This window comes from Pseudoalteromonas sp. 2CM39R (assembly GCF_023161845.1).
The window spans coordinates 1-14,060 of record NZ_JALNTM010000017.1; the positions used below are offsets into that span (position 1 = coordinate 1).

At 40.3% G+C, this 14,060-nt stretch carries 9 protein-coding genes; 8 read left to right on the forward strand and 1 reads right to left on the reverse strand.

The window, feature by feature from the left end; all coding sequences use genetic code 11:
* The first annotated feature begins 982 nt into the window (after nt 1-982).
* The 8 genes from MTF66_RS28505 to MTF66_RS28540 all read left to right on the forward strand — a co-directional run bounded on the left by MTF66_RS28505 (nt 983) and on the right by MTF66_RS28540 (nt 13,629).
* A complete protein-coding gene (locus tag MTF66_RS28505) occupies nt 983-3,667 on the forward strand; it encodes a TonB-dependent receptor (protein WP_248529366.1) in 2,685 nt (894 codons plus the stop codon).
* Nucleotides 3,668-3,742: 75 nt separating this feature from the next.
* On the forward strand, nt 3,743-4,519 hold the full coding sequence (locus MTF66_RS28510) for a family 16 glycosylhydrolase (protein WP_075169810.1): 777 nt from the start codon (nt 3,743-3,745) through the stop codon (nt 4,517-4,519).
* 49 nt (nt 4,520-4,568) lie between these two features.
* Nucleotides 4,569-7,097, forward strand: a complete 2,529-nt coding sequence (locus MTF66_RS28515) for a glycoside hydrolase family 3 N-terminal domain-containing protein (protein WP_248529367.1) — start codon at nt 4,569-4,571, stop codon at nt 7,095-7,097.
* Between the two features lie 133 nt (nt 7,098-7,230).
* Complete coding sequence (locus MTF66_RS28520) at nt 7,231-8,214, forward strand: sensor histidine kinase (RefSeq protein ID WP_008111366.1); 984 nt, start codon at nt 7,231-7,233, stop codon at nt 8,212-8,214.
* Nucleotides 8,214-9,008: a LytTR family DNA-binding domain-containing protein gene (locus MTF66_RS28525; protein ID WP_248529368.1), complete on the forward strand. Its 795-nt coding sequence runs from the start codon at nt 8,214-8,216 to the stop codon at nt 9,006-9,008. Before MTF66_RS28520 ends, MTF66_RS28525 begins: the two co-directional genes overlap by 1 nt.
* Nucleotides 9,009-9,300: 292 nt before the next feature.
* Nucleotides 9,301-10,476, forward strand: coding sequence for an exo-beta-N-acetylmuramidase NamZ domain-containing protein (locus tag MTF66_RS28530; RefSeq protein ID WP_248529369.1), 1,176 nt, complete (start codon nt 9,301-9,303; stop codon nt 10,474-10,476).
* Nucleotides 10,477-10,480: 4 nt separating this feature from the next.
* The gene (pbp4b, locus tag MTF66_RS28535; protein ID WP_248529370.1) at nt 10,481-12,145 is read left to right on the forward strand and encodes a penicillin binding protein PBP4B; all 1,665 of its coding nucleotides are present in this window, start codon (nt 10,481-10,483) and stop codon (nt 12,143-12,145) included.
* Between the two features lie 107 nt (nt 12,146-12,252).
* Nucleotides 12,253-13,629: a Na+/H+ antiporter NhaC family protein gene (locus tag MTF66_RS28540; RefSeq protein WP_138623740.1), complete on the forward strand. Its 1,377-nt coding sequence runs from the start codon at nt 12,253-12,255 to the stop codon at nt 13,627-13,629.
* A 75-nt stretch (nt 13,630-13,704) separates the two neighbouring features.
* Here MTF66_RS28540 and MTF66_RS28545 read toward each other — a convergent pair whose 3' ends face one another.
* Entirely contained in the window at nt 13,705-14,058 is a 354-nt protein-coding gene (locus MTF66_RS28545; protein ID WP_138623742.1) for a hypothetical protein, read from the reverse strand.
* Between the last annotated feature and the right edge of the window lie 2 nt (nt 14,059-14,060).

The following is a 14,060-nucleotide window of genomic DNA, read 5'->3' on the forward strand; positions in this document are numbered from 1 at the left end:
GCGCATAGCTCAGCTGGATAGAGTACCTGGCTACGAACCAGGCGGTCGGAGGTTCGAATCCTCCTGCGCCCACCACTTTCTATTACTACAAAAGTTAATAGAAAAGAAACCGACGAAAGTCGGTTTTTTTGTGCCTAAAATAAAGTGAAATTGGCAAAGTAGCTAGCTACGAACCAGACTGTCAGAGGTTCACTCTTACAAGATACGTCCTCGCCCAGCACTTTCATAAATAAGCCGACATTAAGTCGGTTTTTTTGTGCCTAAAATAAAGTGAATATGGGAAAGTAGCTAGCTACGAACCAGATGGTCAGAGGTTCACTCTTAAAAGATACGTCCTGCGCTCACCACTTTCATACATAAGCCGACATTAAGTCGGTTTTTTTGTGCCTGAAATTTGAGACAGCTAACAGATATTAGTTAAACCCAATTATGTACACCGCTAAATTTTGCATCCAGTCACTTCTCTAAAAGCGCAGCGCCTCTTAAGCTCTTTGTGAATAACGCCCTTAAAAACCTAAATGCACAAAGAGAAATGAATGAGGAGCAAATGAGAAGTTCAAAATCACAATGAGTATTTAAATGTCTGTAAGCTACGGTCTAGAAATAATACCACCGCCAACTTTTCAATGTAGACAAAGGGCTTGCTTGCTCACGGAGATGTGCCGCTTCTTCTAGCTACGAACCAGGCAGTCACAGGTTAACCCTTACAAGAGATATCCTGCTTCTACCGCTTTTATAAATAAGCCGACACTAAGCCGATTTTTTATGTCTGAAATAGAATCAAAAGGCTAGACTACGGAGAAAATACTCGAGATTTATCTAGTTTTGGCTTCATAAATTAGAGAGCAATTTCGGTTTGTATTATATCTAACTCGCCTTGGCGTATTTGACTAGTATTAAAAATAAGCCGTATGGATACTATAAGACTGTTAAATAAAAGTAACAAAGTTTAACGTTTACACACACATCCAAAAGGTCAAACATGCACACAATAAATAAAACAGCACTATCAATAGCCGTTGCGCTGGCTTGTTCAATGCCATTGAATGCTCAAGAAGCTTCTACGGATAAAAAGCAAGCGTCAGAAAAAGAAACAGTTTCATTAGAAATCATTTCGGTAACAGCAACTAAGCGCAAAACAAGACTAATGGAAACACCTGTCGCCATTACAGCATTAACTGAAGCCGAGCTGAAAAGAAACGGTGTTAATAGCGTTAAGGATATTGCTAACTTAGTTCCTGGCTTAGATATTTCAACTGCAACAGATCAAGCTGCGCCGGTTATTTCTATGCGAGGTGTACGCTCTACCAATATTACTGAGCTTGGCGATCCGGCTGTGGGTGTTCACCTTGATGGTATTTACTCACCACGTATGCAAGGTGCCCTTGCATTGATGTATGACATAGACAGAGTTGAAGCACTAAGGGGCCCACAAGGCACCCTATTTGGTCGTAACTCAACGGTGGGTAGTATCAATGTTATTTCAGCAAAGCCAGAGTTTACCGACTTATATGGCAACGTTAGTATCGAAGCGGGAAACTTTAATAGTAAAAATATTGATGCCGTTTTAAATATTCCTATTAATGATGAATTTGCCGTTAGGTTTTCAGGAAAAGGCTTGAAACGGGATTCTTATTTAGAAGGGTATTACGATCCTAACCAATATGACTCAAGACGTTTAAGCGACGATATTCTTAATGCGCCGGTAATCTCTGAAGATTCTTATCAAGGTGTGGGTCAAACAATTACCCAACGAGAAAACTGGTGGATAGATGGCGCTGGCACAGATCCAGAAGCGCAAAAAGTTCGCGCACTAACACCAGCTGATAAAAGCAATTTTTACAATAATGCAGATGAATATTCATTTAGAGTTAGCACCCTATGGGAGCCTTTAGATGGTAATTTTTCAAACCACACTGTTTTTCAAAAGTATGTAAATGATAGCAACAACAACCTAGATTTAGTTAACTGCGATAAAATTCGCGGCAGAAGTGCTGAACTAGGTGGTGACTGCACCAACTTTTTACCCAGCGATAATACTTATCAGGCGGTTGTAAATGTACCCGGTAAGCTTAATTTAGACATTACGTACTTAAGAAATACTCTTAACTACGACATAAACGATGAATATTCGCTTGTCTGGTTATTGGGCTATGAAGATATGGAACGCTCTTCAGCACAAGATAGTGAAGTAGGTTTAGACCCTTGGGATGGCGCAACTTACTTTTTAGACGGCACTGGCGCAGAATCTTTTTCAACTGAGCTGCAAATACAATCTGATGAATATGGCGACTTTATCTGGATTGCAGGTATAAATTACTTTCATGAAAGAACAAAAACCTTAGGTTATTACGATAATCCTATGGATGACAAAGCATTTTGGGATCAACCCGATCGTTCTACCGATGCCCTCGCATTATTTGGTCAAGGTACATACAACTTAACTGAAAAGTTACACCTAACACTTGGCTATCGATTTAGTGATGAAACAAAAGAAGATAAAGGCGGAAAAACCTATCGCTGTTCTAATGCTGATGGCTGCGCCGTAGGTTGGTTAAATAGAACTGATTTAAATAACCTTCCTGTTGATTACTACGAAGACCCTTCTATTTATGCGTCGTACTTTGAAAACGACAATAAGGGAAGCTGGAAACACCATGATTTTCGTGTCGGTTTAGATTATGACATTTCACCTGAAACCATGGTTTATACCTATCTTGCCAGTGGCTTTAAAGCCGGTGGTATTGGTGATGTTTACGAAGTGGTAAACGACAGAACCGGTGACGTTACTCGTTTTGAAACCAAGTTTAATCCAGAAGAAGTACTTACTTGGGAATTAGGGGCTAAATCGAGCTTTTTTGATAACTCATTAAACTTAAAAGCGGCATTTTTCTATACTGACTACACCGATATGCAATATGCATCTGTAGGCTCTATCGGTAATGTTGAGCGCTTATCTGTAGTCGAAGATGAAGATGGCTCTCCCGTTTTAGACGGTAATGGCGAGCCTGTTCTTGATTTTCAAAACAAACCTGTCATTGCTTATTACACACAAAATGTCCCTGGTTCAACAATAAAAGGGATTGAGCTTGAGTTTGACTGGAAGCCGTATCCAAATGGTCGAATTAGTGGTTACGTAACGTGGACTGATGCAAAAGTTACTGAAGATTGGAATACTAAATGGGACTACGACGCGGAGTATCTGTTTGATATTTCTTATGAAGAATCAAAAGATCCTGAAAACACCCTGTTAGCTACCAATCTTAAGGGGAATAATTTAGCAATGACCCCTGAGTTCACCGCCAATATAAGTTACACACATACACTTAACTTAGGGGAATATGGTTTTGTTCACGCATGGCTAAATGCCAGCTGGAAAGATGAATCGTACTCAACGGTATGGAATGTTGATAAACATTTAGATGACATGGATTTTCAAGTGCCAGATAAAGCAACAAAATATATCGATGATAGCCGCGATGCATTTGCCGTATTTAACGCCTCTATTAAGTATGAGCCGCAAGGACAAAACTGGTTTGCAGAAGTGTTTGTTAATAATGCCTCAGATGAAACTATTCAATACTGGAATAATACTGGCAAAGGGATCCCTAAAGGCAGCTTTGGCATGCCGAGATACTACGGTATGAGAGCGGGTTTTTCATTCTAAATAACCGAGTAAAAAATTATCCTCCTACAGGCTAGAGTACTGTAGGAGGTGCTTGATTAAATAAGGAATTTAATAATGAAAACGAAGCTAATTTCAACCTTGGTTGCTGGCCTTATAGTTATTTCACCCGCCACACACGCTAACTATTTTAAAGACGATTTTTCGTGGGGATTTGACACTCGTATTTGGAGTGCACGTAGTGGCGATAATGGCTCGCCTTTTGGCTGCGAATTTACTCCAGGAATGATTAATCCAAGTCAACACGGAATCACTCTTTCCTTATCAGAAGGTGCGTGTGCTGAGCTGCAAAGTAATCACTTTTATAGTTTTGGTAAGGTACAAGGTAGTGTTAAGTCGGGCAATATCGCCGGTACCGTGTCTTCTATTTTTACTTACACCTCATGGTGGGATTCGCCAGGACGTGCGTGGCAAGAGATAGATATCGAACTATTACCTTCTTTAGGCAATGTCGTTCATACCAATGTTATCTACCAGCCCCAAGGAGGCACATATCAAAGCTGGGAAGAGGATATTGATTTAAGCCAATTCGGGCTTGATTACAGAGAAAACTTATTAACCATTGGCTTCGACTGGTCTAGTTCATCAATTCGTTGGTATCTCTTCGACTCACAAGGAAACGAGAAAACAATTAGAGTGATGTACAAAGACAATGGGGATGGCGTAATAGCTAATAATGAAATTCCCAGCTATGCGTGGCCAATTGATAAAACAAAAATAATGATTAACCAGTGGAATGGTGACAACTCGACTCAAGGAAATTACTTTCCGGGTCAATACTACGGCAGCCCTTCGTGGGCATATTATGATTTTATTGAATATATTCCACACTAAATTAATCAATCCGTATTTATAAAACAGTATTTAATCTCGAAGGTTTTAAATGTCGAAAATAAAACACCCTAAATTATTACTTTGCTTATTGCCTGTTTTTGGCATGTTCAACTGCCAAAATGTATTGAGTGCAGACAATCAGCAAGTTAATTGGCCTTATGTGAACACACAACTTAAGCGTGATCCTGCCGTTGAAAAACAGATTGATAAACTGCTCGAAACAATGACTATAGAGCAAAAAGTTGCGCAAATGATACAGCCAGAAATTGGCTATTTAACTGTCGAGCAAATGAAAAAGTATGGATTTGGCTCTTATCTAAATGGCGGGAATACCGCCCCTTATGGTAACAAACGAGCGGATCAAGCTACTTGGTTAAAATACGCAGATGAAATGTACCTGGCTTCTATGGATTCGACTATAGATGGTATTGCGATCCCGACGGTGTGGGGGACCGATGCCATGCATGGGCATAGCAATGTGTATGGTGCTACGTTATTTCCGCACAATATTGGCTTAGGCGCAGCGCGCGATGGCGATTTAATAAAACGTATAGGGCAAGCAACAGCAAAGGAAGTGTCGGCCACGGGTATTGAGTGGAGTTTTGCACCCACAGTAGCGGTTGTCAGAGATGAACGCTGGGGGAGAACCTATGAAAGCTATTCAGAAGATCCTGACTTAGTTAAATACTATGCGGGTAACATGGTGACTGGTATTCAAGGTGACATAGGCGCTGACTTTTTAAAAGGCAGTAACCGTATTGCCACCGCTAAGCACTTTGTGGGAGATGGAGGAACTGAGCGAGGTATTGACCGCGGTAATACGCTAATTGATGAAAAAGGGTTAAGAGATATTCACAGCCCGGGTTACTTTTCAGCGATTAATGAGGGAGTGCAATCCGTTATGGCATCCTTCAATAGCTGGAATGGTAAACGTGTACATGGCGATAAACATTTATTAACGGATGTACTTAAAAACCAGTTAGGTTTTGATGGCTTTGTTGTAAGCGATTGGAATGCGCATAAGTTTGTAGAAGGCTGCGATTTAGAGCAATGTGCGCAAGCAATTAACGCGGGCGTTGATGTGATCATGGTGCCAGAGCATTTTGAAGCCTTTTATCATAATACTGTTGAGCAAGTGAAAGCGGGTGTTATACCTCAATCACGAATAGATGATGCTGTTAGACGTTTTTTAAGAGCTAAAATTCGCTGGGGTGTGTTTACAAAGGGTAAACCATCCTCGCGTCCTGAGTCACAATACCCGCAATGGTTAGGTGCTCCTGAACATCGAGAGCTGGCAAGAGAAGCGGTAAGAAAGTCATTAGTGTTATTAAAAAACAACAATAACCTGTTGCCAATAAACCCAGCTAGCCATATTTTGGTTGCCGGCAAAGGCGCTAATGCAATCAATATGCAAGCAGGTGGTTGGAGTGTGTCTTGGCAAGGCACTGACAACACCAACAGTGACTTTTTAAATGCGACCTCTATTTTCTCAGGATTACAATCATCCGTTTTAAAAGCAGGTGGTGAAATAAGCTTAAGTGAGTCTGGTGAGTATAAAACCAAGCCAGACGTAGCCATTGTAGTTATTGGTGAAGAACCTTATGCAGAGTGGTTTGGAGATATAGAACGACTAGAGTTTCAGCCTGAAACTAAACAGGCTCTCAAATTACTTCGTAAACTTAAGGCCGATAATATTCCTGTTGTCACCGTCTTTTTGAGTGGCCGCCCGCTTTGGGTAAATAAAGAGCTCAATGCATCTGATGCTTTTGTTGCTGCATGGTTGCCAGGTTCTGAAGGCCAAGGTGTTGCCGATGTATTACTCACTGACCGACAAGGGAATGCTCAGTTTGATTTTGTCGGTAAGCTGAGTTTTTCATGGCCAAAATACGATGAGCAATTTAATTTAAACCGTGGTGATGCCAATTACGATCCCTTGTTTGCGTATGGTTATGGGTTAACTTATCAAGACAGCATCAATATGTCCGCCTTAAGTGAAAAAACCACGCCTAGAAAGAACGTAAAAAGTAATGCCCAGCCTTTGTTTGTAAGAAGCTTAGCTAAAAACCTAACTTGGAAACTAACAGATAGCACAACAGCACACGTTTTAACGACCGGCTCATCGGCAACCAGTGGTGATAAAAAAAGTCTGCTCATGCAGTCTGTGAACTTGTCGTATCAAGAAGATGCAAGACAATTTAGTTGGCCATCTCAATTTGCTAATGCAACGCTGAGTCTAAGCTATTTAAAGCCTGAACTACTTGATAGCAAATTTAATAACGCCTATCTTGAATTAAAACTGCGGTTAGATAAAGCGCCTGAGCAAGACACTAAATTACAGCTTATGTGTAACGAAAGTAATTGTTTAAGAAGCATTAAATTTTCATCGTTAAACAAGGTAATGTCTGATAAACGCTGGCATACTTTGGCAATACCGTTAAATTGTAATGATGGCGATGTATCTGCAGAGATAACAGATGTACTGCGCGTAACTAGTCGTAACTTACGCTTAGCAATTGCAGATGTAACCTTAACGAAGAAGCCAGATAATAATGCTTCAAAATTAAGTTGCGCAAATTAGCCACACTCAATGGCAGTCGACAAAGAACAGATAATCGGCTGCCTTTAAAACTGGATCTACGAATGTGAATGCCAAAAACCCCAGAAGCCACCTTTTCTGGTTATTTCAAAGTTGTGGTTGGATTGTATATGCAATGCTAACTGAGCTGATGATTAAAATACCCAGCGAAGAGCCGTGGTCAATACACATACCGCATTTAATCATTGATGTAACATGTGGTTTTTTGATCACGCTAGCTTTAAGAAGAGCTTACAACTGCTCAAGCAAGCACGCATTCAAAACTAAAGTCGCATCACACTTAATACTGTTGTTAACTGCAACATTAGTTTGGACACAAATAAAGTGGGTCACTTTGCAATGGTTATATGGCAATGGCTGGCTTGCCATGTCGTGGTTTGACTTTGGTACTTGGACGTCAGCATCGTTAACTATGCTTTCAACATGGACTGCTTTTTATTATGCAATTAAAATTTATTTAGATAATTTAGAGCAAACTCAAAAAGCCGCCGAAGCGACGCACCTTGCCAAAGAGTCGCAACTTAAAATGCTACGATACCAGCTTAACCCGCATTTTATGTTTAACAGCATTAATGCCATTTGCACCTTAATCTTAAAAAAAGAAAGTTTGCAGGCTGTTAATATGCTCGAAAAACTATGTGACCTACTGCGCCATAGCTTGTATACCGACCCACTTGAAAAAGTAGCGATTAAAGAAGAAATTGCCATATTAAAAACCTACTTAGATATAGAGCAATGCCGATTTACCGACCGGTTAGAAGTAAATATAAGCGTTGATGAACCATGCAACGATTTATTAATCCCTTCTTTATTAATTCAACCTTTAGTCGAAAATGCCTTAAAACATGGCATGCGAGCAGATCAAAAAATGGTGATCACAATCAATGTTGAAAAAACAAAAACCGCATTGCTCATTAAAGTTGCAGATACTGGCAAAGGGTTTAACGACAATAAAAAATCAAAAAGAGGCATAGGCTTAGCTAATTGTGAGCAACGCTTAAAATTAATCTATGGAAACAGCCACCACATTGAAAAAGGCAATGCCAAAACAGGCGGCGCATGGCTGTGTATTTCTCTTCCTATTAATGGTTTGCAATAATGATTCAATTAAAAACTTTACTGGTTGACGATGAATACAGCGCTATTGAAGGGTTACGTATTCGTTTGGAAGCTTTTGACGAAATAGACGTGATTGGCAGTGCCCAAAGTGTTGATGAAGCAATTAATATACTGAACAAACATGACGTAGATTTAGTTTTTTTAGATATAGAAATGCCAACAAAATCAGGCTTTGAGTTAATTAAACATTTTCAGCCAGAAAGCTGCCCAGCGGTTATTTTTGTTACTGCATTTCACCAACATGCGGTTAAAGCATTTGAAGTGCGCGCACTTGATTACTTACTTAAACCCGTTAAGTTAGACCGCTTAGCTGAAGCGATTGATAGAGTTATTAATACTGCAAAGCTAAATAGTAAAAACGAGCTCATTGAAGTACAGCAGTCATTGGTGAAAAATGACCCCGACGAAATCGCTGCTTCTGCTAATTCTGACTATAAATTTGAAGCCGAAAACTTAGTGATCCAAGATGCTAAAAACCCGATTCAAATAATTCCGTTTAAAGATATTTTATGGATCGACGCCGCTGGCGATTATATGTGTGTTCATACACTGATAGAAACCTATGTAATGCGAGCGCGTTTAAAAGATCTTGAAAAAAACACCTTACCAGAAGACTTCTTACGCATACATAAATCAACCATTGTTAATTTAAGCCACATCAAACAGCTCAACCCATTACGTAACTCTGAATACATGGCAGTGTTAGATAATGAAAAAAACCTAAAGGTGAGTAGAACGTACAGTAAAAATTTAAAAAGCTTAATAAAACAATAACGGTGGTTTTTTAAATAATACCACCGCCAACATTTTTAATGTAAACGTAGAGCTTTGCTTACGTTGCTTTTGACTTATAAATTTTTAATTACTTCTCTAAAAGCGCAGCGGCTCTTAACCTCTTTGTGAATAACGGCTTTAAAAACTTAAATATACAAAGAACTTGCTTATATTAGCAGCGCAGCTTCTCATTCCTAAAACCTAAAACCTAAAACCTAAAACCTAAAACCTAAGCTGCTCTTTAAACTCGGCTGTGTTATTTTGAACGTCTTGTTTAAAAGGATCTTGCTGTATGTTTAAAACCGTATTTTTTACATTCTTATTTATTTTAAGCGCACTTTTTACTGTTGCTACACATGCAAATGAGGCTAAACATGCAATCGCCGTTGGTGCAGAGCAATTTGCTTTGTACTTACCGCAATTAAAAAATAAACGTGTAGGGCTGGTGGTTAATCAAACTTCTGTCGTGGGTCAAACACATCTGGTTGATAGCTTGCTGGCTAAAAACATCAACATCACTAAAATTTTTGCACCTGAGCATGGCTTTCGAGGCGATCATGATGCGGGAGCACATGTTAAAAACGCCGTTGATAGCAAAACCGGTATTCCACTGATTTCTATTTACGGTAAAAACAAAAAACCAAGCGCCAAGGTGCTTAGCGATGTTGATATCATTATTTTTGATATTCAAGATGTGGGCGTACGTTTTTATACTTACATTAGCTCTATGCATTACATGATGGAGGCTGCGGCTGAACAAGGTGTTGAATTTATAGTACTTGATAGGCCAAATCCTAATATTAGCCACATTGACGGGCCAATTTTAGAGCCGCAGTTTAAATCGTTTGTGGGTATGCACCCAATCCCTGTATTACACGGTATGACGGTAGGCGAGCTAGCTAAAATGATCAAAGGCGAGGGCTGGATCAATCAAGCTCATGATTTAAAGCTAAACGTGATCCCTGTTGCAGGCTATACCCGCACAACGCCATACAGTTTGCCGGTAAAGCCAAGCCCTAATTTACCCAACGATCAATCAATAGCGCTTTATCCCTCGTTGTGCTTTTTTGAGGCAACCCCTGTTAGCATAGGTAGAGGAACTGATTTTGCCTTTCAGGTTATTGGTTATTCACCAGTAGCACTTGGGGACTTTAGCTTTACCCCGCGTTCAATAAAAGGCGCAGCGCTTAATCCTAAATTTAAAAACCAGATGGTGAAAGGGATTGATTTACGCCATAGTGATACCGTCGGTTTAAACTTAAATTATTTAATTAATGCTTACCAGCAACTGACTCAGGCTAAACAGCCGTTTTTTGAACGTGCCGACTTTATGGATAAGCTCGCAGGAACTGATAAATTAAGACTTGCCATAGAAGCAGGGCACTCAGCTGAGGAGATTAAACAAAGTTGGCAAGCCGGGCTCGAGCAATTTAAACAGCAAAGAGCGCCTTATTTGCTCTACCAATAAAGGAATGAGTGTGTATTTAAATTTTTCCGTGTTAGCAAAGCATACTTTTTTTAACGCACTGACTATTGCGCTTTGCTTTATTATTACCGGTTGCAGTGGCGCAAGCAGTGCAATTAAATCTCAGCGCCCGTTTATTCCTAATCAAATACAGAGCCTCGCTAATGCGCAAGTTATTGCTACCTTTCCTGAGTCCAACCCCAGTAGCCGAGAATATGTAAATAATCGTGGGACCTTTAAAGCGTATAAAGGGCGCGGGCAATTATTACTACAAAATGAAAGCGCCTTAAGTGCCGATATTTATATTAATAATAAAAAGTTAGCGCTTGATACCCTGCAAAAAAATACTGAGTATGCCTTTAATTTAGGGCAGTACACTCACAATGGAGTTAACACTTTTAAGATTGATAACATTCAACCTGCTGACGGCAGTTTAACGCTGCGATTTGCCTTTGCTACTCTAAATAGCTCAGCGGCTAAAACCATTGATTTTAGTGCGGTAGATAAGCTAATAGAAAAAGATGTAAGTGCGGGCTTTCCTGGTGCGGTACTAGCGATTGTTAAAGCGGGTAAGATATTAAAATTAACCGCTTATGGTGATGCCAAGCAATATCAGCAAAATGACTTAATGTTGTTACGCCCAGAGCCTATGCAAACAAATACACTCTTTGATTTAGCCTCAAACACAAAGATATTTGCCACTAACTTTGCACTAATGAAGCTTGTGAGCGAAGGGCGATTAAATATAAATAACAGAGTGAGTGATTACCTAACAGAATACCAAGGCGATGGACGAGAGCTGCGCCAAGTTAAAGATTTACTCACTCATAAAGCCGGTTATCCGCCAGTGTTCGACTTTCATCGAAAAGATACCCGCTATGGCGAGGCGTTTTTTTCACAAGCCAGCGACACCACCAAACAATTACTGCTCACCAGCGTGCCACTAGCTAGCGAGCCAAGCGCCCAGCATGTTTACTCTGATATTGATTACATGATTTTAGGTGTTTTAATTGAGCGTATTAGCGGCCAACCGCTCGACGAATACCTAGAGCAGCATATTTACGCGCCTTTAAAGCTCAATAACACCTTATTTAACCCGCTTAAAAAAGGCTTTAAACGTCAGCAATTTGCCGCAACGGAGCTAAGTGGAAATACCCGCGATGGCCGTATTCATTTTGATAATATTCGCACCAATGTACTGCAAGGGCAGGTACATGATGAGCGTGCTTTTTATTCACTTGATGGTGTAGCAGGCCATGCCGGACTATTTAGTAATGCCCCCGATTTAGCCGTTTTATGCCAAGTGTTGCTCAACAAGGGCGGTTACGGCGATAAGCAAATTTTTAATGCCAGTAGTTTGGCGCAGTTTTTAACCCCACAAAGTACCGATGAAACCTACGGCTTAGGTTTTCGTCTTGCAGGAAATAATCAAGCGCGGCGCTGGCACTTTGGCCCATATGCCAGCCCACAAGCTTATGGACACACAGGTTGGACTGGCACAGTAACTGTGATTGATCCCGCTTACGATTTAGCTATTGTTTTGCTTACCAATGCACGCCATTCACCAATTAAAGGTAGTGAAAAACGTTATCAGTTTGTAGGTAAAAACTTTGAAACAGCTCAATATGGTTCTATTGTTTCATTAATTTATGAGGCGCTGTTAAATCAGTAAACTCAGTGAGTGACTTAATGGTGTAAATCTATTAAGTTAACTGCTTACTATTAACTAACCAAGGCTGTTAAAGCCGCGTTTATTATAAAAATTAAAAAGGTTTGTTTATGCATTGGTATTCTATTTTGCCACCGCTGATTGCCATTATTATTGTGTTTTGGCGCAAAGAAGTCATTATGGCGCTGCTTGTTGCGGTAATTTCATCGGAATTTTTACTCGCATTACAAGGTGAAGGAAATAGCGTATTTACTACGTTTTTAAATAGCATTGAGCGCATAGTTGCTGTGGCCAGTTCTCCCGGTAATACCCGTATACTCATCTTTAGTATTTTAATAGGCGCCTTACTTGCCTATATTCGCGAATCGGGCGGTGTTGCTGCTACCGTTAATTTACTAATGAACAAAGGCGTTGCGAAAAGTAAGCGCCAAGTGGGCTTTTTAACTATGTTTACCGGCGTTGCGGTATTTATAGAGTCAAACTTAAGTGTGCTTACCTCAGGTATTTTATCTCGTGGCCTGTTCGACAAATTTAAAATGAGCCGCGCGCGTTTAGCTTACATAATCGATAGCACCAGCGCCCCTGTGTGTATTTTAATATTATTAAATGGCTGGGGTGCATTTGTACTGGGCTTGTTAGGTAATTACGAATTAGGCGAGTCGGCGGTATCGGTATTGTGGGGCAGCGTAGGCTATAACTTTTACGCCATAATCACCCTAGTTATTGTTTTTTATACCATTGCGTTCGATAAAGTACATGGCCCAATGAAAGTAGCCGAGCAAAAACTAGAGCTACAAACAACCGAACTAAAAGAAGAAGTAACAGGTTCTAAAGCACGCTTTATGCTAGTGCCACTGTTAACGTTAATTGTTAGTATGGTTGGCTTTATGTTTTACACTGGTAACGGCGTACTTGCCGAGGGCAGTGGTTCAAAATCGGTATTGTATGCCACGGTACTGGCTATTGTTGTGGCCTATTGCTTAATGATTGGTTCGCGCCAGTTTACCCACCACCAACTTGTTGATACCGGCTTTAAAGGCATGGGCGAATTACTCCCACTGGTAAGTATTGTATTGCTCTCGCTGACCTTGGGCGCAAGCTTAAAAGAGCTAGGTACAGGCGTGTTTGTGGCATCTTTGGTTGGCGATTACTTACCGATATATTTAATAGTGCCAGTGCTATTTTTAACCGGTGCGGTTATGTCGTTTACTACAGGTACATCTTGGGGCACATTTGCCATACTTATCCCCATTGGCGTACCGCTTATTCAAGCGCTTGGTTTACCGCCATCGCTGGTGGTAGGCGCTATTTTAGGCGGCGGGATATTTGGCGATCATTGTTCCCCTATATCCGACACCAGCGCAGTATCAGCCATTGCCTCAGGTTGTGATTTACTCACCCACGTTAAAACCCAGTTACCCTATGCATTAGTTGGCGGCGGCCTAACGTTTGTTGCTTACTTAGTAACGAGCTTAATTGTTTTGTAGGTTGGGTTGAGCGTAGCGAAACCCAACAAAGTGAGTGAGTTTAAAGCCTGCAAATATGCAGGCTTTTTTATTGGCTTACTCTTGAACATTGAGTTGCTTATTCCCTACAACATACAAGGTATCTCCATCCCAGCCTTGGTAAGTTCTAGGGTTCATATAATCTATAATGGAATTATCTTTTGGGAAAATACTCATTTTTCCTTTGTACGCTATATCTCCGGATACAAAATATATTTCACCTAGATATTCATTTGCTTCTAAATTTTTATTCTTTTCTATTAAGACAAATACACCGCCGTCTAAACCACCGACCCAAAATGCTTTATCTGGTACTCCACTGGGCTTATTCGGTATCTCAGGCTCGCTTTGTTGAAAATCGCAGGCAGATACAAATATTAAGGTTAATAATAGGAATAGTATTTTTTTCATTT